The sequence below is a fragment of the Sphingomonas sp. LaA6.9 genome (assembly GCF_022601895.1).
In the GTDB taxonomy this organism is placed as follows: domain Bacteria; phylum Pseudomonadota; class Alphaproteobacteria; order Sphingomonadales; family Sphingomonadaceae; genus Sphingobium_A.
Genome location: NZ_JAKVIO010000025.1, coordinates 1 through 20,806, shown reverse-complemented (window position 1 = coordinate 20,806; position 20,806 = coordinate 1). Strand labels below are relative to the sequence as shown.

At 63.1% G+C, this 20,806-nt stretch carries 27 protein-coding genes and 1 pseudogene; 10 read left to right on the top strand and 18 right to left on the bottom strand.

All coding sequences use genetic code 11. The annotated features are described in order from the left end of the window. Positions 1-31: 31 nt before the first annotated feature. Both nadC and MKI88_RS13265 read left to right on the top strand, forming a co-directional pair. Entirely contained in the window at positions 32-877 is an 846-nt protein-coding gene (nadC, locus tag MKI88_RS13270) for a carboxylating nicotinate-nucleotide diphosphorylase (protein WP_241631868.1), read from the top strand. Next, complete coding sequence (locus tag MKI88_RS13265; RefSeq protein WP_241631867.1) at positions 870-1,583, top strand: ribonuclease T2 family protein; 714 nt, start codon at positions 870-872, stop codon at positions 1,581-1,583. Before nadC ends, MKI88_RS13265 begins: the two co-directional genes overlap by 8 nt. On the opposite strand, the gene MKI88_RS13260 is transcribed toward MKI88_RS13265, so the two are convergent. From MKI88_RS13260 to MKI88_RS13205, 12 genes are all read right to left on the bottom strand, one after another. Continuing rightward, positions 1,580-2,002, bottom strand: coding sequence for a DUF4112 domain-containing protein (locus MKI88_RS13260; RefSeq protein ID WP_241631866.1), 423 nt, complete (start codon positions 2,000-2,002; stop codon positions 1,580-1,582). The genes MKI88_RS13265 and MKI88_RS13260 overlap by 4 nt on opposite strands. Before the next feature lie 44 nt (positions 2,003-2,046). After that, complete coding sequence (locus MKI88_RS13255) at positions 2,047-3,483, bottom strand: ABC transporter substrate-binding protein (protein WP_241631865.1); 1,437 nt, start codon at positions 3,481-3,483, stop codon at positions 2,047-2,049. Positions 3,484-3,568: 85 nt separating this feature from the next. Next, positions 3,569-4,384 (bottom strand): ferredoxin--NADP reductase, encoded by an 816-nt coding sequence (locus MKI88_RS13250; protein WP_241631864.1) that lies wholly within the window; start codon positions 4,382-4,384, stop codon positions 3,569-3,571. 193 nt (positions 4,385-4,577) lie between these two features. Then, the gene (locus tag MKI88_RS13245; protein WP_241631863.1) at positions 4,578-4,838 is read right to left on the bottom strand and encodes a hypothetical protein; all 261 of its coding nucleotides are present in this window, start codon (positions 4,836-4,838) and stop codon (positions 4,578-4,580) included. An 8-nt stretch (positions 4,839-4,846) separates the two neighbouring features. Further along, positions 4,847-6,361, bottom strand: coding sequence for an ATP-binding protein (locus tag MKI88_RS13240; RefSeq protein ID WP_241631862.1), 1,515 nt, complete (start codon positions 6,359-6,361; stop codon positions 4,847-4,849). A gap of 154 nt (positions 6,362-6,515) precedes the next feature. Continuing rightward, on the bottom strand, positions 6,516-6,797 hold the full coding sequence (locus MKI88_RS13235; protein WP_241631861.1) for a hypothetical protein: 282 nt from the start codon (positions 6,795-6,797) through the stop codon (positions 6,516-6,518). 109 nt (positions 6,798-6,906) lie between these two features. Beyond that, complete coding sequence (locus tag MKI88_RS13230; RefSeq protein ID WP_241631860.1) at positions 6,907-7,815, bottom strand: LysR family transcriptional regulator; 909 nt, start codon at positions 7,813-7,815, stop codon at positions 6,907-6,909. Between the two features lie 139 nt (positions 7,816-7,954). Beyond that, positions 7,955-8,542 (bottom strand): nitroreductase family protein, encoded by a 588-nt coding sequence (locus tag MKI88_RS13225; RefSeq protein ID WP_241631859.1) that lies wholly within the window; start codon positions 8,540-8,542, stop codon positions 7,955-7,957. A 64-nt stretch (positions 8,543-8,606) separates the two neighbouring features. Then, complete coding sequence (locus MKI88_RS13220; RefSeq protein WP_241631858.1) at positions 8,607-9,026, bottom strand: DoxX family protein; 420 nt, start codon at positions 9,024-9,026, stop codon at positions 8,607-8,609. A 126-nt stretch (positions 9,027-9,152) separates the two neighbouring features. Beyond that, positions 9,153-10,547: an efflux transporter outer membrane subunit gene (locus MKI88_RS13215; RefSeq protein WP_241631857.1), complete on the bottom strand. Its 1,395-nt coding sequence runs from the start codon at positions 10,545-10,547 to the stop codon at positions 9,153-9,155. Further along, positions 10,544-11,689, bottom strand: a complete 1,146-nt coding sequence (locus MKI88_RS13210) for an HlyD family secretion protein (RefSeq protein WP_241631856.1) — start codon at positions 11,687-11,689, stop codon at positions 10,544-10,546. Before MKI88_RS13210 ends, MKI88_RS13215 begins: the two co-directional genes overlap by 4 nt. Further along, positions 11,686-13,389: an MFS transporter gene (locus tag MKI88_RS13205; RefSeq protein WP_241631855.1), complete on the bottom strand. Its 1,704-nt coding sequence runs from the start codon at positions 13,387-13,389 to the stop codon at positions 11,686-11,688. The genes MKI88_RS13210 and MKI88_RS13205 overlap by 4 nt, the downstream gene beginning before the upstream one ends. A gap of 467 nt (positions 13,390-13,856) precedes the next feature. Here MKI88_RS13205 and MKI88_RS13200 point away from each other — a divergent pair, with 467 nt between their 5' ends. Genes MKI88_RS13200 through MKI88_RS13190 form a run of 3 tightly spaced genes read left to right on the top strand, consistent with a single transcriptional unit; the run spans position 13,857 to position 14,851 of the window. Beyond that, a complete protein-coding gene (locus MKI88_RS13200; protein WP_241631854.1) occupies positions 13,857-14,114 on the top strand; it encodes a hypothetical protein in 258 nt (85 codons plus the stop codon). A 51-nt stretch (positions 14,115-14,165) separates the two neighbouring features. Next, positions 14,166-14,459: a type II toxin-antitoxin system RelE/ParE family toxin gene (locus tag MKI88_RS13195; protein ID WP_241631853.1), complete on the top strand. Its 294-nt coding sequence runs from the start codon at positions 14,166-14,168 to the stop codon at positions 14,457-14,459. Positions 14,460-14,503: 44 nt separating this feature from the next. Further along, entirely contained in the window at positions 14,504-14,851 is a 348-nt protein-coding gene (locus MKI88_RS13190; protein WP_241631852.1) for an addiction module antidote protein, read from the top strand. Positions 14,852-14,968: 117 nt separating this feature from the next. On the opposite strand, the pseudogene MKI88_RS13185 reads toward MKI88_RS13190, so the two are convergent. Next, positions 14,969-15,280: pseudogene (locus MKI88_RS13185) on the bottom strand (transposase); the annotation flags it as partial. Between the two features lie 399 nt (positions 15,281-15,679). Here MKI88_RS13185 and MKI88_RS13180 point away from each other — a divergent pair. Next, on the top strand, positions 15,680-15,952 hold the full coding sequence (locus MKI88_RS13180; RefSeq protein ID WP_241631851.1) for a hypothetical protein: 273 nt from the start codon (positions 15,680-15,682) through the stop codon (positions 15,950-15,952). 39 nt (positions 15,953-15,991) lie between these two features. Here the strand turns inward: MKI88_RS13180 and MKI88_RS13175 are convergent, their stop codons facing one another. Next, positions 15,992-16,372, bottom strand: coding sequence for a hypothetical protein (locus MKI88_RS13175; protein WP_241631850.1), 381 nt, complete (start codon positions 16,370-16,372; stop codon positions 15,992-15,994). 136 nt (positions 16,373-16,508) lie between these two features. Between MKI88_RS13175 and MKI88_RS13170 the strand changes: the two genes are divergently transcribed. After that, positions 16,509-16,718, top strand: coding sequence for a BrnT family toxin (locus tag MKI88_RS13170; RefSeq protein WP_241631849.1), 210 nt, complete (start codon positions 16,509-16,511; stop codon positions 16,716-16,718). Beyond that, positions 16,684-16,938 carry a BrnA antitoxin family protein gene (locus MKI88_RS13165; RefSeq protein ID WP_241631848.1) on the top strand — a complete coding sequence of 85 codons (255 nt, stop codon included), beginning with the start codon at positions 16,684-16,686 and terminating at the stop codon, positions 16,936-16,938. The genes MKI88_RS13170 and MKI88_RS13165 overlap by 35 nt, the downstream gene beginning before the upstream one ends. Before the next feature lie 23 nt (positions 16,939-16,961). Here the strand turns inward: MKI88_RS13165 and MKI88_RS13160 are convergent, their stop codons facing one another. Both MKI88_RS13160 and MKI88_RS13155 read right to left on the bottom strand, forming a co-directional pair. Continuing rightward, a complete protein-coding gene (locus MKI88_RS13160) occupies positions 16,962-17,351 on the bottom strand; it encodes a hypothetical protein (protein WP_241631847.1) in 390 nt (129 codons plus the stop codon). A 68-nt stretch (positions 17,352-17,419) separates the two neighbouring features. After that, a complete protein-coding gene (locus tag MKI88_RS13155; protein WP_241631846.1) occupies positions 17,420-17,740 on the bottom strand; it encodes a hypothetical protein in 321 nt (106 codons plus the stop codon). A gap of 200 nt (positions 17,741-17,940) precedes the next feature. Here MKI88_RS13155 and MKI88_RS13150 point away from each other — a divergent pair, with 200 nt between their 5' ends. Next, entirely contained in the window at positions 17,941-18,423 is a 483-nt protein-coding gene (locus tag MKI88_RS13150) for a hypothetical protein (protein WP_241631845.1), read from the top strand. Between the two features lie 33 nt (positions 18,424-18,456). Further along, positions 18,457-18,741, top strand: coding sequence for a hypothetical protein (locus tag MKI88_RS13145; protein WP_241631844.1), 285 nt, complete (start codon positions 18,457-18,459; stop codon positions 18,739-18,741). 754 nt (positions 18,742-19,495) lie between these two features. On the opposite strand, the gene MKI88_RS13140 is transcribed toward MKI88_RS13145, so the two are convergent. Then, on the bottom strand, positions 19,496-19,792 hold the full coding sequence (locus MKI88_RS13140) for a hypothetical protein (protein WP_241631843.1): 297 nt from the start codon (positions 19,790-19,792) through the stop codon (positions 19,496-19,498). A gap of 2 nt (positions 19,793-19,794) precedes the next feature. Continuing rightward, on the bottom strand, positions 19,795-20,346 hold the full coding sequence (locus MKI88_RS13135) for an antirestriction protein ArdA (RefSeq protein ID WP_241631842.1): 552 nt from the start codon (positions 20,344-20,346) through the stop codon (positions 19,795-19,797). Positions 20,347-20,806: the final 460 nt, after the last annotated feature.

Below are 20,806 nucleotides of genomic sequence, written 5' to 3'. Positions count from 1 at the left end.
CGGGAATGACATATTGGGCTAGGCGGTAGCCATGAGCTTTACCCTGCCCGATTTCGATCTCGACGCTTTCGTTACCGCGACGCTGGCCGAGGATCTCGGCCTGGCCGGTGACATCACCTCCGAGGCCGTCATTCCCGCCGATGCAGTGTTCGATGGTGTCATGGACAGCCGCGAGGCCGTCATTGTCGCCGGCCTGCCGATCGCCGAAGCCTTTTTCCGGCGGCTTGATCCCGATGTGGAGATCGAGCTGCTTGCAAAGGATGGCGACCGCGTTCCGGCGGGTAGCGACCTGATGCGGCTAAGGGGCAAGGCGCGCGCGATGCTGACCGCCGAGCGCTCGGCACTCAATACGGTCCAGCACCTGACGGGTATAGCAACAATGACGCGCACCTATGTCGACAAGATCGCGGGCGCCGGCGCGACATTGCTCGATACGCGCAAGACCATTCCCGGACTGCGCGTGCTGGAGAAATATGCGACGCGTATGGGCGGTGCGACCAATCACCGCATGGGACTTTGGGACGCCGCGATGATCAAGGACAATCATGTCGCGGTCGCGGGCGGTGTCGGCGAGGCGGTGCGCCGCGCGAAGGACGCCGGCATCGAGCGTATCATCGTCGAGGTAGACCGCGTCGACCAGATCGAGCCCGCGCTGGCCGCAGGCGCGACGCATCTGCTTCTCGACAATATGGATCCGCCCACGCTGCGGGGCGCTGTGCGGCTCGTGGGCGGGCGCGTACCGACCGAGGCTTCAGGCGGTGTGCGGCTCGACACGATCCGCGCGATCGCGGAGACCGGGGTCACCTATATTTCGGTAGGCCGGCTCACCCAGTCGGCGCCGGCTGCGGATATCGGGCTCGATTTCGCGAATGCGTAAGCGCTTGCTGGCGCTCGGCTGCGCACTCACGCTTCTTCCGGGCGTTGCGCAGGCCCAGGCGCTGTCCTGTTCGGTGCCGGCCAATCCGCCACGGCCTCTGCACGATGGGCCGACCGCCGATCAGCCGAAACGCGACATTCCAATCGGCAGCTATACCCTCGCGCTCACCTGGTCGCCCGAATATTGCCGTACGAAATCGGCTAACACGCGCGACCGCTTCCAGTGCGATGGCTCCAACCGCTTTGGCTTTACGCTGCACGGCCTCTGGCCCGACGGCCATGGGCGCGAATGGCCACAATATTGCCGTCCCGCACAGCTTCTTTCGCAGCGCGTGATCCGCGACAATCTTTGTGCGACGCCCTCGGCGCAACTCATCCAGCATGAATGGGCCAAGCATGGTACCTGCATGACCACGCGGCCCGAGCGCTATTTTTCCGAGGCGCGTGCGCTGTATGCGCGCATACGCTATCCCGACATGGCTGCGCTGGCACGGCGTTCCGCGCTGACCGCGGGTGAGTTCGCCGCCTCATTCGCCCGCGCAAACCCCGGCATGCGCGCCGATATGATGCGGATCACCGCGACGCGACGCGGCTATCTCGACGAGGTGTGGCTATGCCTCGACCGTAACCGCAAGCCGACGCGGTGCCCCGTGCACCAAGGGGGGCTGTCCGCCGGGGCAAGGCTGAGGATCGAACGCGGCAATTAGCCGTCGATGATCACCGTACTGGGGTGATGCTTGTCGAGGTGCTTCCTGATGATCCTCAGATTGCGCGTGTTCGACCGATACAAGAAGTCGAAAGCGTCGCCGACCAGCGGGATCGCGCCCAGCAGCGTGTCGATGCCGACATTGGCGGCCATGCGTGTCAGCTGGAATTTGGACATGCCGAGATTGCGTGCTTCCCAGACCATCCAGGCGCCCATCGCGGCCGTGACGAGGTCGCCGAGCACTGGAACGAGCCCGACAATGGCGTCGAGCCCGATCGGCCGGTTGATACCGGGAATGACAAAGGCGCGCTCAAGCAGCGCCTCCATCATCTCGACGCGCTTGCGCACAGAGGCGGCATCGCGGCCGAGATCGGGCAGCGCACCGGCCAGAGTTTCGAACTGATCGGGAGAAACGCGCATTCGGTCATGGCTCCAAGGGGTCCAGACCCGAATATTGGGACGCGCTATTCCTTCAACAAGTGGTTGAGAGGGTGGATCGCGCGCGCATTGGGCCTGAAGCCTTGCAGTCGCGGCCTCACCAGCGACCAGCGCACGGGTGTAGCGAGCGGGATGAAGGGGACGTTGACCGCATAGGCAGAGTCGGCCTCGCTGAGCTTGATCGAGCGCTCGGCAAGGCTCGATGCGCCGCGTGAAGTGGCGAGCGCCGCATCGCCGGTTTCGCCGCAGGGCAGCCGATAGGCGCAGGACAAGCGTGTCAGGTACCAGGTCGCGCTTTCATTGGGCGCTACCTCGTCGATCAGCCTGAGATCGGCCGGTGCATCCGGGGCGGCGCGCTCGGCGATGATACCGATCCGTCCAAGATCGACCGCGAGGCGCGCGAAAAGCAGCTTCGATCCGGCGCCAGCGGGCAATGCGATGCGCAGTCGCGGAAATTCCGCGTTGTTGCCCCGCCACGCCGAAACGCGCGCGCGCGCGATCGCCACGCGCTGCTCGCGGTCGGCGCGCAGCCATTCGGGCTGGACAGGGTCCGCCGCGAGGTCGAGTCGCGCGGGTATGATCGCATGCACCGGGTTCCAGCCCGGTATATCGAAAATTCGGACAAGCGCCTGCCGATCGATCGCCATCGACACCGCCTCGCGATTGTCGGCCGAAGCGAGAAAACCCTTCTGGTCGGCTACAGCGAGCCCGAACAGGCCCGGTGCGGGGTCGAAGCGCAATTGCCCCCGTGGGGGATCTATCACGCGCGCATAGGGCAGGTCCGCAAAGGTGCCGCCGAGCACGAGGTCAGCCCGTTCGCGATCATAGCGCGCGACCGCCGCCGCGGCGCGATTTCCAACCAGCCGCACGGGATTGCGCGCCTGTGCGGTAGCGGGATCTTCGCGATCACCGATCGGATCGAGCATCACAAAGCCGCCTTTTTGCACGGACGGACGAAATGGACCCGCGCCGAGCTTGCCCGACGTCATCGCAAGCTCGGGCTGCGCCAGGAGCGCGAGAAATTGCGGTCGCGGCTGTCGCAGCCTGATTTCGATGATGTCCTCGGTCACCGGGATCACCGCTTCGACCGCACTGAACAACCGCGCAAGCCGGTGGCCGGCATTGGAGGAAATCTGCCGGCGCAGCATGCGCGCGAGATCGCTTGCGATGACGGGGCGCCCCGGACGCCATTCGGCATCGCGCAGGCGAAAAATGTAGCTGAGGCCGTCGTCCGAAACGATCCAGCGCTCCGCGAGCCCCGGTTCGATCTGGCCCGTCGCATCGAAGGCGACGAGTCCCTGTGCGGTGGAAAGCCTGAGAATGGCGGAAGGCGTATTGTCGCTCGTTTCGAGCCGGGGCTCGGGGCCGATCGCGACGACCTCGATGGAGCCGTCGGGGTTCCCGCCGCTGCAGGCGGCCAGCACAAAGGCGGCGAGGGCAGGAAAAAGGGCGCGGATCGTCACGGCTCGGTTCCAGAATTCCGGAACCGCTCTAGGTTGGCAGGCCGGTCCTGCCAACCCCCGTGACGTTAACGAAATGGAAGCCGGCTCAGCCGACGAAAGCGCGCTCGATCACGTAATGGCCCGGATTGTTGTTCGAGCCTTCGCTGAAGCCACGCTCGTCGAGCATCGCCGCGGTTTCCTTGATCATCGCCATGCTGCCGCACAGCATCACGCGGTCATGCTCGGGATCGAAATGCTTGGGGCCGGCAAGCGGTCCTTCGAAGATCTTGCCGTTCTCGATCAGCGCCTCGATGCGTCCCGTAGTGCGGAACTCCTCGCGCGTCACGGTGGGCACATAGCTGAACTGGAGCAGCGCCTGATCCTGCACCAGCGGGTCGCCCGCCAGCTGTGCCTCGAGTTCGTCGCGGAAGGCCAGGTCCGAGACGCGACGGACGCTGTGGACCAGAACGATCTGGTTGAAGCGGTCATAGATTTCGGGATCGCGGATGATGCTGAGGAAGGGCGCAAGGCCCGTGCCCGTCGACAGCAGGAACAGCCGCTTGCCGGGGAGGAGCGCGTCGGCGACGAGCGTACCCGTCGGCTTGCGCCCGAGGAACAGCTGGTCGCCCGGCTGGATGAGCTGGAGCTTCGAGGTCAGCGGACCATCGGGCACCTTGATCGAGAGGATTTCGAGCTCCTCGGCATAGGCGGGGCTTGCGATCGAATAGGCGCGCAGCAGCGGCCGGCCGTCGGCGGGGAGCCCCAGCATCACGAACTCGCCCGAGCGGAAGCGGAAGCTCGACGGGCGCGTGATCGTGAAGCTGAAAAGATGCTCGTTCCAGTGACGCACGCTCAGCACTTCCTCGACGGACAGGCTGGCCGAAGGTGCGATCAGCTGTGCACCGGCGTTACGGTCGCTCATTCCACTACCACTCTCATTGGTCAAAACGGGGCAAAAGCCCGGCATGCCATGTCTGTCGACGCCGGGCGTGTGCCAATGGCGCCGTCGATACAGCCTCCCGGACAAGGATCAACGTAAGATTTGTTTTGGGGCGCATAGCTTCATCTGCACCCTCGTGCAACACTAATGCGATCAATTCGCAATAATAACGAACTCAGGGATCGTTGGTACGGTCGGCGATTCGCATGAAGCGCCATGCGGCTTCACGCTCCATTTCGGTCTCGAATATGTCGGCGGGAGCGGGCGCAACTCCGAGCATGTGCATGAGGGCCCATAGCGCGAATCGGCGACCTGGATCGCGTTCGGTGCCGAAGTCGATCGCCAGCGCCTCGTGGCCGCGCGCGAAGCTCTCATCCGTTACACTCTCGATGTCGGCGGTGCCGAAATAGTGCCGGAGCAGCGCGTCAAAATCCATAACGTGTCCTAGAGCAGCGAACCCATGTCCGCATTGCCGCGCATCTGCGAGGGCGCGGGCTGGTCGATTTCGGGAATGGCGGGGGCAGTGGTCCAGCCCAGATTGGGCAGCGTCAGTGTTCGCTTGCCCGAAAGATCGACGCGCGCGACGAGCAGCCCGCGCGATTCGATATAGCTCAGCATGCGCCGCACGCGGCCGGGCGAGCGCGTGCCATAGACTTCGGCAAGCTCGGTGTCGGACGGGCAGGGCGTGCCTTCTTTGGCCGCGCGCGCGATCATCAGAAACGCGCCCAGCATGTCCTCGGGCAGTTGCGTCGCGAGATCGAGCGCCTCCGCCCAGCTCTCGTCGCCCTCTTCGAAAATCCCTGCGCGCGCCATGGCAAGCCGCTTGCGGAACCGGGCAAGGTCGAGCCCCGGGTCACCGAGCTGCCGCATCCGGCAGCGCAGCCCGAAATCCTGATAGAGCACGGCGGCGGTGCGATAGGTCGCATCGGGATCCTCGACAATCTCCGCGAGGACCGCCGAAATGATCTCCGCGCGCGCGCCTTCCTCCATCTGCGGGCCAGCGGCAGCCGGTGTCGCTGGCTGAAGGATCGGGCGTGCAATCGAGCGGATCAGATCTTCCGATGTCACGCGCGGCGGCGGCGGGGGAGGCGGCGGCGGGGGCGCCTCGATCGCAGCGAATAGCAGGTTTTCCAGATCCTCGGGCGCCGCAGTCGGCAGCGGCGTCAGCTTTGGCGTGCCGCCGCGCGCACCCGTCTTCACCTCGCCGATCTTCACTGCGACCGGACGACGGCACACTGCGGGACCGAGCGCCAGGAAGCGGCCGCGCTCAAGGTCACGGATCTGCTCGGCCTGACGGCGCTCCATGCCCAGCAGGTCGGCGGCGCGCGCCATGTCGATGTCGAGAAAGGTGCGGCCCATCAGGAAGTTGGACGCCTCGGCCGCGACATTCTTGGCGAGCTTGGCGAGGCGCTGCGTCGCGATCACGCCCGCAAGCCCGCGTTTGCGACCGCGGCACATGAGGTTGGTCATCGCGCCCAACGACGCGCGGCGGGCCTCTTCGGAAAATTCGCCGGCTGCGACCGGCGCAAACATCTGCGCCTCGTCGACGACGACCAGCGCGGGATACCAGTGGTCGCGCGGCGCATCGAACAGCGCATTGAGAAATCCGCCCGCGCAGCGCATCTGCGCGTCGATATCGAGCCCCTCGAGGCTGAGCACCACAGAGGCACGGTGTTCGCGGATGCGCGCGGCGATTCGGTTGATCTCGTGCTCGCTGTGCTCGGCAGCGTCGAGCACGACATGGCCAAAGGCGTCGGACAGCGAGACGAAATCGCCCTCCGGGTCGATCACGACCTGCTGGACAAGCCCGGCGCTGCCTTCGAGCAGGCGCCGCAAAAGATGCGATTTTCCCGAGCCCGAATTGCCCTGGACGAGCAGACGGGTGGCAAGAAGCTCCTCGAGGTCCATCAGCACCGGATTGCCGGTGCCATCCATTCCCATGTCGATTCTGGCGGTCACGCATATGCCTTTGGACGATTGCCGGGGTGCCGGGCAAGTCTGGCGCGTGCTTAAGGAATCGAATTCCCGTTTAGCGCGTGCCCATGCGGGGCGTCGTGGTCCCAAATTGTCCCATCGCCGTAGCGGGGCACAGCGCCGGCCAGCGTTGCGGGCATCAGCGCGGCCGTGGCCTGGCATGCCGGGCCGAACGGCTGGCGCCGCGCAGTGACAGGCCAAAGGAAATTGCGATGAGGAAGGCTATGTCGGCGGCGCCGAGTCCGATGAGGACCGAACCCGTCTCGACAGCCACGTTCCAGGCAATCGTCGACAGGATGAGCAGCGTGGCAATCGCAATGACAATGCGCGTGGCAACCGGCGAAGTCCTGATCGTCAGGGACGAGGCGCGGCGCACTCTGGTTGCACCTGCGGGCGGTGTGTCGAAAGCAACTGAAGCCACGGTTCATCTCCCAGTTGGGCCGCCTGGCGGATGCCGGATCGCCGGCGTCACAGGGAGAGTGCGTCAATCAACGCGTTTCAGGTATCCGAATAAAATCTATCAAACTTTTCTATATGTCTGAATAGTCTGCTGAGCTGACAAACTGATCCAGCAGCCAGGTCGCGGCGGGCCCCGGTGGCGTGTCGCGCCGGTAGATGGCCGAAAGACTGTAGTCGCCCGAGACATGGTCGGGCATGGCGAGCTGCACGAGCGCGCCGGTCGCCAGATCCGCCTCGATCATCGGGACGGGCATGTTGCCCCAGCCTATGCCTTCGCGCAGCAGCGCGTGCTTGGCGCCCAGATCGGCGAGCCTCCAGGTGCGCGGACTCTGGACGGCAAAGTCGCGGCCCTCCGTGAGCGGCGACCGGTCGGTCAGGACAAGCTGGACATGGTCGCGTCCGGCGCCCGGCGGCATTGGTTTCATGCGCGCCAGGGGATGATCGGGCGCTGCCACGGGAATCATCATCACCGAGCCGACATCGATCCGCTCGATCCCCGCCATCTCCGCAGCCAGCGGTCCGCTGATGCCGATCACCGCACGGCGATCGAGCACCAGTGCGGTCACCGCGCCAAGCGCCTCGACATGGAGCCTGAGCGTCACCGTCGGGAATTCAGCATGAAAGGCGCGCAAGACGCGTCCGAGCCGGTCGGATGGCAGCATCACGTCAACGACAAGATTGACCTCGGCCTCGAGCCCGTCGAGCAGCCCCTTCACCTTGGCGCGCAGCCCGTCGATCCCCTGCGCTACCGCCCGGGCCTCGGCGAGCACGGCATGCCCCGCCACGGTCAGCCTGGGTTTGCGCGTGGCCTCGCGATCGAACAGCGTGAGACCGAGCTGCGCCTCGAGATTGGCGATGCCATAGCTGATCACCGATGTCGCGCGATTGAGCCTGCGTCCGGCCCCTGCAAAACTGCCGGTCTCGACGACTGCGAGCAGGATGCGGAGCTGATCGAAGGTAGGCGTACCGGGATTCGTCATTTCAACTTCCTCGAACAATTTGTCCGAGCTTATCTGAGCTGTCTGCAAAATCGAACCGCGCTGCCGGTTGGTGTGTTCTGTCCGGAAACGGGGCCGGCCATTGGGCCGGACCCCGGGAGGAATTTGGGCAAAATGCGGATCAGCCCGGAAAGCGCCCGGCAAAGGCGAATTCGTTGACCGGCTTGCGATTGCTGGGCGTCTCGCGCGCCTTGAGCTCATCAGAAAGGACGTGCGGATCACTCCGGCGACCGATCGCGGCCGCGGCTTCGATCCGGAAACGATCGGGTACCGACAGCGCAGTGCGTGCACGGTCGAAGTCGAGCCCGGTCATGCCATGCGCCTGATAGCCCATGCGCGTGGCCTGAAGCGCAAGCTGGGCCCATGCCGCGCCCGTATCGAAGCTATGGCTGTGCGATGCGAAGGGCTGACCGGGATCGTCGGTGTGCATCAGCGTGTCGGAAAGAATGAAGACAAGCGCGGAAGCCTCCTTTGCCCAGCCGGCATTGAACGGGATGAGCAGGTCGAGAAATGACTGCCAGTGCGCGTCGCCGCGGCGCGCGTAGAGGAAGCGCCAGGGCTGAAAATTATAGGCCGAAGGCGCCCAGCGCGCGGCGTCGAACAGCGTCTCCAGATCGGCCTGGGGCATCTCCGACCCGTCATAGGCACGTGGCGACCAGCGATCGAGGAAGAGCGGATCGACGGGATTTTCGGTGAAGCGCTTGAACATGGGAAACCTCATTTTGATGCGATGCGGCGCCGGATGTGAAGTCCGGCGCAGCACGGAGTGAAGGTCAACGACGTGCGTCGAGGCTCAGGCGGCCCGCGCCAAAGGCGGCAACCTGGAGCAGTCCGCCCGCCATTGCGATGTTCTTGAAGAAGTGGATGAACTGGTTCTGGTCGGCCAGGTTCGCATGGAAACCAACCGCCGCAGCGACCGAGAAGGCGGCCAGCGCGGCGGCGACAAGCCGCGTGCGATAGCCGGCGATCAGTGCGATGCCGCCCGCGACTTCGACCAGCACCGCAATCGCGAGCCCGAGCTGAGGCACTGGCAATCCGACGGACTGGATATAGCCGATCGTTGCAGCGGGATCGGCAATCTTGGAAAGGCCGCTGATCAGGAAAATGGCACTCAGCGCGACCCGGCCCGCAAGCGCAGTAAGGTCGGTTGCGGCCGTGGCGGGTTGGGCGTTGAGAGCAAGGGTCTGGGCCATGGGTGTTCTCCTTGTGAGAGCCGACACCCATCTGGCGTCGGACAGGAGTTCCCTTTCGCCCGAAACCGGTAATCAAAATACTGGGATAAAATCGGCCATATTATTCTAAAAAATAGAAATGACCGGTCAGTCTTGCTCTGCCGCGCTCACTTCCTCGGCGCTCCAGCCGCCGCCCATCGCCTGATAGAGCGCGATCCGTGCGAAGAGTTCCTCGGCGTGCGCCTGGATAAGCGTCAGCTCAGCGGCCAGGAGCTGGCGCTGCGCGTCGAGCTGTTCAAGATAGGGCGAATAGCCGGCGCGATATCGATTGGTGGCAAGTTGCAGCCCCGCCGCGAGCGCATCGCGCTGCGCGCGGACATGCTCGAACTGTTCGGACTGCCGCAGCACCGCGGCCAGATTGTCTTCAACCTCGCGAAAGGCGACGAGTGCCGCGCGGCGATAGGCGAACGCTGCCGCATCGCGTTGCGCGGCGGCGCTTTCGGCCTGGGCTTCGAGGCGGCCGCCCTGAAACAGCGGCGCGAGCACGCTGCCGCCCACCGACCAGATCGTGATCGGATCAGCGAGCAGCGTCGAAAAGGCAGCGCCCGCGGCCGCTGACAGCCGCAACTGTGGCAGGAAACGCTTGCGCGCCGCGGCCAGCGACGAATCGGCGGCGGCGAGCTGATATTCGGCTGCGGCTATGTCGGGGCGACGGCGGAGCAATTCCGACGGGAGCCCCTCGGGCACCGGGGGTTCGGCGAGCGAAAAGAACTCGGTGCCGCGTGCGATGGCGCGCGGGGTTTCGCCAATGAGTTGGCTCAGCACGTCTTCCTGACGTGTTATCGCAAGTTCGATCTGCGGTACGAGCTGCGCCGCGCCCTGATATTCGGCCTCGGCCTGGCGCAGTTCAAGCAATGGAGAATAGCCGGCCTTGTTGCGCGAACGCGCGATGCGAAGGGCCTCTTCGCGCGAGGTCAGTGTCGCGCGTGTCACTTCGAGCCGCGCGTCGAGCGCGCGCAGGCTGATATAGCCGCTCGCGACCGCCGAGGCGACCGCGAGCGTGGTCGCATCCTGCGCCGCCTTGCTCGCCAGCCAGACCGCACGGCCGGCTGCGGCCTGGTCGGCCAGGCGGCCGAACAGGTCGACCTCGTACGCGGCCTGAAATTGCGGCTGGGCGAAATTCTGCTCGACGGGTTGACCGAAGGCGTTGACGCTGCGCGAGCGCCCCGCCGCGCCGCCGAAATCGAGCGTCGGCATCAGCAATGCGCGCGCGGCAAGCTCTTGCGCGCGCGCCTCGCGGACGCGTGCCGCAGCGATCGCGATTTCGGTGTTGTTGGCGATGGCGCGCTCGACAAGGCGGGTGAGCTCGGGGTCGCCGAAGCTTTGCCACCATGCACGATCAACGGGTGCGGTCGGCCCTGCGTCGGTGCGCCAGTTGGTGGCAGGTTCGAAGGGAGGAACGGTCGCCGTATCGATCGCGGGGCCCGCGCAACCCCCGGCGAGCAGCGCGAGCGCAAACAGTGGTGCGAATGCGCGCGTCATTGCCCACCGCGCGTGTCGATCCGGGCGGTGACCGACATCCCCGGACGTAACCGGTCGGCCAGCTTCTGGCCGGGATCGATGCGGATGCGCACCGCGATCCTTTGCGCGACCTTGACGAAATTGCCCGTCGCATTGTCCGGTCTCAGCACCGAAAACTCGGAGCCGGCGGCCGGCGCCATGTTCTCCACGTGACCGGTCAGCTTCTCGCCACCGAGCGCGTCGACGCGGAAAGTAGCGCGTTGGCCGATCCGCATGTTTCGGGTCTGCGCCTCCTTGAAATTGGCGATCACCCAAAGCTGCCGCGGCACGAGGAACATGAGCTGCGTGCCCGCGGTAACGAACTGTCCGTTACGCACGCCGATCTCGCTCAACTGCCCGGCCTCGGGTGCGCGAATGACGGTGTGGTCGAGATCGATCTCAGCGAGGCGCACCTGCGCCTTGGCCACTTCCACCGCGGCGGAAAGCCCCCCGCGTCCAACCGTTACCGATCGGACATCCTGCCGCGCGATCTCACGCGCGGCGCGCGCCTGATGTAGCTGTGCCTCGGCCTGGCGCAGCACTGCCAGCGTCTGGTCGCGTTCCCTGAGCGATACCGAGCCGTCCTCCACGAGCGCGTCGACGCGGCGCATATCGGCCTGTGCGCGGAGAAGCTGCGCCTGGGCGCTGCCAATGGCCGCGTCCTGCGCGGCCTCGTTGGCCTCACGCGATCGTTGGGCTTGAATGGAATTTTCGAGGTTGGCGTCCTGCGTCAGCACATTGGCGCGCGCCTGATCCACGCGCGCGCCATAGACGCGGTCCTCGATGCGGACGAGCATCTGGCCCGCTTTGACCTGCTGGAAATCCTGGACCGGAACCTCGATCACATAGCCCGAGACCTGCGGGCTGATGATCGTCGTCTTGCCACGCACATAGGCATTGTCGGTCTGCTCGACCCAGCCCGCGAACGGCGGCAGCCGCCAAGCATAGAGGATGGCGAGGATCGCTGCGATGACCAGCAAGGCGATGAGCAGCAACGTCTTGCGATCCTTGACCGGAGGCCGCCAGGACGCGGGCGGTGCATCCGCAGAACTTCCTTCGGGAACGGGTGAGGCCTGAGCGTCCTTCTGCTCGGCTTCGGCCTGCTGCAATTCACTGTCTGTCATGCTTCGCGCTTCGTCCCGTTCTGCTCGGCGGCAACTGCCGCCATGGCCGCCTGCATGTGTTCCGCAAGCCGGACGACCGGTGATTTTTCGCCAAGCCGCCACATGCGGAACTGGATCATCACACCCCAAACAAAGGCGAGGCACGCCATGACCCCGATCAGCATGAAGACGTCGTTATAGGCAAGAATATTCGCCTCCAGCCTGATTTTCAGGGCGAGCAGCGCTACGCCCTCGGCGGCACGCAGCGTCTGATCGGTGACCACGCCGCCTATGGCGCCGGCACCGCTTGCGATCCGCTGCGCGACCAGCGGATTGGTCATCACGATCTGCTCGACAAGCTCGTGCGAATGGAATTTTTGGCGGATCACCTGGAAGGTGCCGAGGAAGGCCGGGCCGATCAGCCCGCCCAGATTCTGCGTCGCGCCGAAGAGTACGATCCAGCTGATGAAGTGCTGGGGTCCGGCAAGTAGCGTACGCGATATGCCGATGACCATCGCCGGACCAATGAAGTAGAGCGCGCCGAAGCCGATCAGCGCCTGGCTCACATAGAGATTCTCGGGACGCGTGAGATTGGTGGCATTGGCGTCCATGAAGGCGCCGATTGCGATCAGGACGCAGGCGACGCGGATCGAACGGCCGGGATTGGCGGGCTTGAAGGTCACGACCGCGGCCACCAGCCCTGCCAGCGAGGCCAGGCAGACTATGATGTAGAGCGTCTGGAACTGGTCGGTGCCCATCCCCAGCGCGGACAGCAGGCCAATCGACCCGAAGGATTGTTCGGACAGGAGGATCCGGACCGAAATGGCGATGAGCGCGATGCGCATGATCTCGCGCGTGCCGATCCAGCGCGTCCGGAGCAGCGGATTGGCACGATAATGTTCAATCAGAAGTGCGGCGCCAATCAGCATGATCGAGCCGATCAGCGCGTATCCGATCCACGGCGCCTCGGTCCACCAGACGATACGACCGAGGCCGAGCACCGCACACAGCAGCGCGACGCCTGGAAAGAACAGCGCTACGGTGAGGAAATCGTTCCTTTCGAAGACCTTGTTCCGTTCGCTGGGAGGCAGCGGGAGCGTCAGGACCGCGGCGAGCGTTGCGAGCGCCAGCCCGAATTCGAAATAATAGGCCATGCGCCAGTCGCCCCATTCGAGCAGTGATGGCGCGAACATCCGCGCGAGCGGAATCGCCAGTTGCGGCACGCTGATCCCGAGCATGACGCCCGCAAGTCGCTTGGGAGCGGGCATGGCCTGCATCATGTAGACCACCGAAAGTGTCGTGAGGCCGCTGGCGGCAATGCCGCTGACTGCGCGAATGAGTAGCGCCGTCCAGAACTCGTGAACGAAAAGATGGGCCAGCGTGGCTAGGGCGTATCCTATCAGCATCCACCGGACGAACGGCTGCAGGCCGAACTGCATGCGATATTTGATCAGCAGGAGATTGGCGCAGATATTGGTCATGACATAGACCGCGGGCAGCCAGGCGGCCTCATCGCTGTAGAGCCCGAGCGATCCCTGGAGGAAGCTCAGATTGGTCGTAATGAGCGCGTTACCCAGGCCGCCGGTCAGGCCAGCAAGGGCGCCGACGAGAAAATATCCGAGCATCCTGCGCGCGGGGTGCTCGGGATTTGCTGGCGAGCCTGGCAGCGTCGGGCGCTCATGGGGCTTGAACTGATAAGGCGGCGCAGCCGAAGACGTCATATCCCTGCCCGATACATCACCGCCCCAATCGCGGCTCTAGCGCGCCGGCGTGCGTTCGCCAAGCAGCGTTGTGACAATGCTGTCAGCCTGTGTCGCCTTGCCCGCAACGCCCCGGGTGTGCGTCTATTCTGCATGGTGCGGATGGCGGGACTTGAACGCGCACTCCCGAACGGGAAACGGATTTTAAGACCATTGATTTTTCAATGGAATCAATGGCGGTTCCGACACGTTCCGTGTTTGTTGCCCTACCGCATATCAATACCTTACGCCGTTTGTCGGAATGGAATATTAGAACAGATTAAGAACAAGGGCCCGCCCGTGATATGGTCCGCTCCCCGCGATTCGATCGATGGAGGCGACCATGTTGGAAGCGCGATATGAACCAGGCGGTCGACGACGCTGAAATGGACGGGCTGAGCTTTTGAGCCATGTCGTGGCACGTGCCTTGGCAGCCCGGGACGGAGTTCGTGTTTCCGCCGCACATTCCACCCATGGAACGCCGAATCCGCGCGGGCGAGCCTTGGCTGCATGTCTATCAGCAGCAACTGGCGGTCCCGCTGTCCGCGATGGCGAGAAAGACGAAGATCGCGATCGATGACCTGATTTCGATGACGCAAGGCACCATCGAGCCGGATGATGGCCAGTTGGCGGCGATCGCGAAGGCCCTTGGTACGACGGCCCAAGAGATTGAAGAAACTCACCGATTGGCAGGATCGGCGGGGTAGATGTGTCGGTTTTAATTGACAGGCTGCGTCGTTTCGTCTAATAAAATAGACATGACGTACACGGTAGCAACCACTGACGAGTTTGATGATTGGCTCGGCGAACTGGCCGATGAAAAGGCCAAGGGCGCGATCACCGATCGCATCGTCCGCGTCCAGTCGGGGCTCTTCGGGGATAGCAAGTCGCTCGGCGACAAGGTCAGCGAACTGCGCATCCACGTCGGCCCCGGCTATCGTGTCTATTACACAATCCAAGCCCGCGTTGTGGTCATTCTGCTCTGCGGAGGCGATAAAAGCGACCAGAAGCAGAACATGAAGCTGGCCAAGAAGCTGGCGGCCGAGCTTTAGAGGCCGCGCTGTAACGAATGATCGTCCAAGGAAGGACAGGTAACATGGTCAACATCAAGCCGTTCGATGCGGCGAAGCACATCGGTACTCCCGAAGCCGAAGCTGCATTCCTATCGGAAGCGCTCGCCTCTGGACATGCGGGCCATATTGCCAACGCTCTCGGTGTAATCGCGAAAGCCCATAGCATGAGCGGCCTCGCCAAACGAACCGGTCTAAATAGAGCCACTCTTTATGCGGCGCTAAGCGAGAATGGGAATCCCACGCTCGACACGGTGCTAAAGGTGGCTGAGGCCCTAGATCTCAAGCTGGAGGCACATCCTGTTTCCGGTCAGGTTAGATCTAGATCGGCCCGCCGGATGCGCGCGGCCGCCCCAATGCCTGAACCGGCCTGACCTTGTCAGGAATACAGGTCGCGCCATGTACGACACTGCGAGCCTTGCAACGAAGAAATGGCGGCGGAAGCCGAAGCCTCCGCCGTGACGTGACCCACAGCTTTCCCCCAGCTGGTATTAGAGCCGGGCAGTTGTTTTGCGCATCATCGGGGTTGAAGCAATGGGCTGCGTAGCGGAGCCCGTAGGGCGTAGCGAAGCAGGCCATTGCTTATCGAGTTCGGCGGCGAACGCCGCCGGTGTCTGGTATCCCAGGGCCGAGTGCGGCCTCTCCCGGTTATAGTCTTCCACCCAAGCGGCGATCTCGACCCGGACATGCGCCAGGCTCAGGAACAGGGTCTCGTTCAGCAGTTCGTCGCGCATGCGGCCGTTGAAACTCTCGACGTAACCGTTCTGCATCGGCCTGCCCGGAGCGATATAATGCCACTCCACGCCCATGCCACGCGCGCTGTTCTCGACATTGCGCGCGATCAGATCCCACTGATCGGAGGTGAAGCTCAGGGCATAATTGTAGTCCCATTGGAGATCGTTCAGCCGCTGCTGCTCGACAGCGATTTGCACCTGCTGGGCGATATAGGCCGCCCGGTCGCCGACATTCAGCCTCTCGGCCTCCTGAGTAGCTTTCAGCGTGGCGAGCGCCTCGGCGCGTTCCATCTGCGTCGCACCGATCAGCCGCATTTCCTCGCGCAATTCGGCAAGTCGGTCATTGCCGGCCGCCGTTGCGGTATTGAACTGCTCCGTCGCCGCCGCTGCGCGCATGCGCTCGCGGACCGCCTGCTGTTCAGCGAGCGCCGCCGTGGCCTTTTCGGCCTCCGTCTTGAGCCCGCGCTGTTGCGCAACCTCGATCGCGGCGAGCAGCGGCAAGTCGGCGAGACGATCCTGCAGGAGCTCGGCCGCGCGCTCGGCTGGCACGAGGCCAGCCGCGACCTGCGCATTGATCTGCTCCTGCGCGGCTGCCTGATCACGCATCGACGCGGACGCCTTCGCGGCGTCGGACACGCGCTGCGCGATGGCGACCTGCACTTGCCGGTCGACCATTGTTTCAATGTCACCGCGCTTCCTGATCGCATCGGATTCGGCCTTGAGCCGCGATTCTGCGATTAGGGCTTCACTGCCAGAGGCCTTGTAGGCGTCGGCGAGTGCTTAGAGGTTGCGGATCTGCTCGGCCGCCAGAGCGGCCGTTTCGACCTTCATGGCGCGAATTTGTTCGCGGCTCTTGCCGAACGTGGACGTCTGCCGCTCGAGTTGGCGGGACAGCGCCTCGCCAGCCTTCTCGACGCTGGCCAATTCGCGCGCAGCCGATGCCCCGCCTTTCGTGAGGGCAGTGCCAAACGATGTGATCTCGGCGGTCGCGCCGCGCAGGCTCACCGCGCCTTTGGTCGCTGCTTCGACCTTCTGAAACTCGCGGACGGCGTTCGCTGCGCTGGCACCGATGAGGTCATCCAAAGTCTTCAACTGGCCGAACGCATCATGGAAATCGATTTCGAATCCGACTTCCAATGCAGGAACTTCGGTGTCAGCCATTGGCGACCTCCGGTACAATTATTGTAGATGCAAAAACTGATTGACCGTCACTGTTTTTGCATATACAAAAACTACATGGACATTGAATTTGACCCCCGCGAAGGACGCAGCCAACCGCGATAAGCATGGCGTTTCGTTGACGTTCGGGGTCGAGGTGTTCGGCGACGATGACCATATCGTGCTGAGTTCGATCCGCCCGGTGGACGGGGAAGACAGGCATAAGGTCATCGGTGACGTCAATGGCCGTCTCTGGACGGCCGTCTATGTGATGCGCGGAGCGGCGTTTCGCTTCATCAGCGTGAGGAAGAGCAATGACAAGGAAACCGAAATCTACCGTCGGCCTTAGTGCCGATCCGAACGACCCGGACGATTTCGACGTGAGCGAAGCGGCGATCGATCAGGCGTTGGCCGAACGGCGCGCGCGCCGTGGCGGGCGTCCGCGCGGGTCGAACAAGGAGCAGGTCGCTATCCGCCTGGACAAGGACGTGCTGGAGAAGTTCCGCGCGACGGGGCCGGGCTGGCAGACCCGCATCAATGATGCATTGCGGGCGGCGGTGACGAAATAGTCGACGGACGAGGGGGCGTCGGCTTATTTCTCGTTGGACATGCGCTGCGCTGCGGCATCGAGTTCAGCGTCCATTCCGTCGATAGACACCTGCACGTCATCGTGATCGCCACCGATGCCGCTAAAGTCCCGGTCGAAGTCATAGGTTTTGGTCGTATCCGGACGGCCGTCCTTGAGGCCGAATACGCAGATCTGGTTATCCCTTATCGGTGCCCCGTATGCGTTGGCGGCGTCATATTCGACTGTTACTGAATATTTTTCGCCAACTTTAATTCCGCTCGCCTTGATGCGTTTATAGGTGGAGGGCGACCTCAGCTTATTGAGGATGAAATCTTCGCAGATTTTGATCTCGGGCTTGTCGCAGCCCCCCAGTGCGAGCGCTCCCAGCACAACCAATCCCGCCCATTTTTTCATGTAGCCCCGCGTTGCCGTCATACCTTTGCCCGGAGCGACACTGCCTCAAAATCACACGCGGTGTCGAGTCACCCAAGCACCACCCGCAATCGATCGACCTCGGTTTCTCGTTCGCGTTCCGTGACTTCCGCACGCCAAGGCGGTGGACAGTTCTCGGTCTCGGCGCGGCGGCCCTCGGCCAGATATTCGACGGACAGGGCCCGGATCAGCCGAGCCTCCCACGGTGCAAGGCGGATTCCGGTGACGGTCTGCCAAGCATGGATGCTTTGCCAGCTGAGTGGCGCAGCACCCATCCCGGCCGCTTCGGTGAGACCGATCTCCACCAGCCGGCCGATGATGTGTGGCGCGGAGTTCGGCGGCATCGGTGGCGTGATGCCGCCTTTCTTCATCTGATCGAGGCGGCTGAATTTCGATCCTGCGCCCGCCTTCGCGCGCTTCGAGCCCTCCGGCGGCTTAAGTCGAAGGCGGGCTCGCTAACCGACCTGCAGAAGGATTTCCGCGCCTGGTGCAAGGCCAAGGCCGTTCCGCACCATGTTTTCCGTTCCGCCGACGAAGGTGTGAGCATCCTGCGTAACTTGGGAGTGCTGACGTGAACGACCCCGCATTCCTTGGCCACCTGATCCGTTATCTCGATGGTTCCGCAGCGCGATACATTCCGGCCGGCGAGCCAGTGAAGATCGAGAAGTCGGGCAGCGTGACGCCAATCTATGACGGGCCGCCGATTTCCATGCTCGCCCGTCACGCGCCCGTTGGAAACGCCCAACGAACTGGATCGACACCCCTATTAAATCGTGCGGCCCTGCGATTAATGAATCGGCTCCTTTCGGGAGTCGAGGCAATCGGCGGCATGTCCAGGACTCGGATGCTGAAGGCGGTAACCGATCGGCATCTAGCCGCTATTTGGCTTTGCTCCCCCACAGCGGAGCAAACGACCATGCGCCCATTTTTGAACGACCCGGCCGAGCGTCGACGTCGCCGAATCCTTTTCAATCACGACAACTGCCCTTGTGGAGAGGCGCCGCATGATCGCCGCCATCGCCAAGTTGCGCGCGGTGTCGTCGTGCTCCGCTGAATTTCTAACGTCCGTCTCCCGAAAGGTGTGACCATGGCCGCCGCCGGCAAACTTGCCAATCCTACGTCGACCGGACGCGCGCCGGTCATCTTCGCCGTGCCTCCACTCACGTTCATCAAGCACGACGCGCTCGCCTACACCGGGATCGCGGAGAAGGTGTTCGATGCTCTGGAGAAGGCGGGGACGCTGTCTAGCCGCCGCATCGGTCGGAGCGGCGCGCGCGTCTACCACAGGGCCCAGCTGGACGACGTCGTGGCGCGGCTGTTCGGATCCGGCATGAACGACATCGACGACGAGTTCGAGGGCATCGGTGGCTAAGGTCGCGCTGCCCCGCTACTTCCGCTCGAAGCGACTCTCCGACAAGACGACGTCTTACTATTGGGAGCGTCCGTCCGGGGCGAAGCCGCCGGCCGAGCGATACGGCCGTCAGTGCCCCGTCGATTCGGAAAACGACCTCGATTCAGGGTTGATCAAATATATATGGTGCGCCCTTACACTTAGATGGCGACATTATCCACGTATCTCAATGGGATTAAAACTCCCTCTCCACTCCGATAATGCGCGGCGTCATTTTTATGTGTCCGGGCGGCGGTCTCGGACAACTGGTATTGGCAAATTGGTGGGCTTAACCTCATTGAGTGAGGGTGCGCCGTTCCGCTTGATCAGCCAAATGGCAACTGGATGTCGGAATAATGTCGGCATGATTTGTCGGAACGGATCGAAAAAAGACGCAACTTCTCCGTTCAGAAAAGCGCGCTTTTTCTAGGTGGTGCGGATGGCGGGACTTGAACCCGCACTCCCGAACGGGAAACGGATTTTAAGTCCCTTATACTCTAATATATCGCATTGAAGATAAACGATAAATCAGGCCTATGAAAAAGACTGTGTAAGAGAGTGTGTAAAAATTGACCGATTTTTTGCACCAATCGCTTGCGATTGAAGCAAGCGTAGCACCCAGATTTGCGCGGCTCAACATGCTTGGTGAAGCGCGTTCACTTCCACTTGATCGGGCGGGGTTCCGGGGCTTGAGGGCGGAAAGGGAAACCCACGCGCTCGGCGCGGTTACCCCTCTTTAGAACAGCTCGCCTTGGCGGCTCTTAGCTGCGTATGCACGCCACTCGGGCTTTGTCGCCTCCTCGTCCAGCCACGCAACGATCTGCGCCACCACGTCGCCACCATTGGCTTCAACGGTGCCGCAGGGGTGATAGTGGGATTTGTAGCCTGTTTCGGTGATTGGCAGCGGAGCGCGCGGCGGCTCGACGCTTTCGATCTCAAGATGCGCGATCACGCCTCCCCAACTGCGGGGAACATAGGTCGCCTCGATCTCGATGCCTTCCCAATGAAAGCGATAAACGTGCGATGGGTGCATGGTCAGCACCCTGCGAAGACATGAACAGCGTCATGTGCGGTTTGGATGGTGAAAAGGTCGCCGTTGAGTTCGCAATCCCGCGCCATCGCTTGCCAGTCGATATAATAGCGCAGGTTCTGCGGAATCGCGGTCGTTTCCTCGGTTACATCCTGCACGTAATCGGCGAGGCTCTGATACTCCCCAAGGTGGCGATCATCGAGCGCGCTTCGCGCCTCCTCTAAGTCGCCGCAAAAGTGGTCGATCAATTCCGCGCCAAGCGCGCCATGCTCTGCGATGAACGCGGCCAGCTCGGCCACGCGCTCAAAGCTGTCATATTCGTTGATACGGATAGAGGCGAAGCCCTCATAATCATGAATAGCCCATTCTTCGGCGTCGGGGATTGGTGACTTCGCCAGCATGTCGCGGGTTGCCTCCCACATGCTCCACGCCCCGGTCGCCTCAATCCATGCGCCATGCAGGATGCCGTTATTGTAGGCCGCAAGACAGGCCACATAGACGCGTGGTGGTTCGGTGTGATGTTGGTTGGTGTTCATGGTTTTGCCCTCCTTCGGCAATGGGTTTCAGATGCGTTTCTGAAACCCTGCCTCGTGGCGAACAGCGGGGGGCAAGCGGAGTAAGTGCCTTCGCGGGGAACCGGCTGCACGGAGCGTAAGCGGAGGAAGCTGGGCGGAAGGGACTTCGCAGCGCGCGAGGGGCGGAGCCCCAGCCTTATGCGTCAGGGATCGTCACCCGAATTGGCGGAAACCGACACGCGGGTTCCGTCGCGCCAGCGATAGAGCCCGGCCCGAAGGGGACGCCCGAGCGATTCTTGTTGGTTTAATAGAAAGACCCACAAGGTGAATTTCGCTATATTGCTACTGCCGTTGGCTTCGACGGTGCAGCAAGGTTCGAAGAGAGGATTTGTAGCCCGTATTAGTGATTGGCAGCGGCGTGCAAACGGTCGTGTCCCTGATGATGGTGTAGCTCGGTGGGAGCGAAGCTGACCGGCCGCGCGCTACCCATATGCGCTGTAGC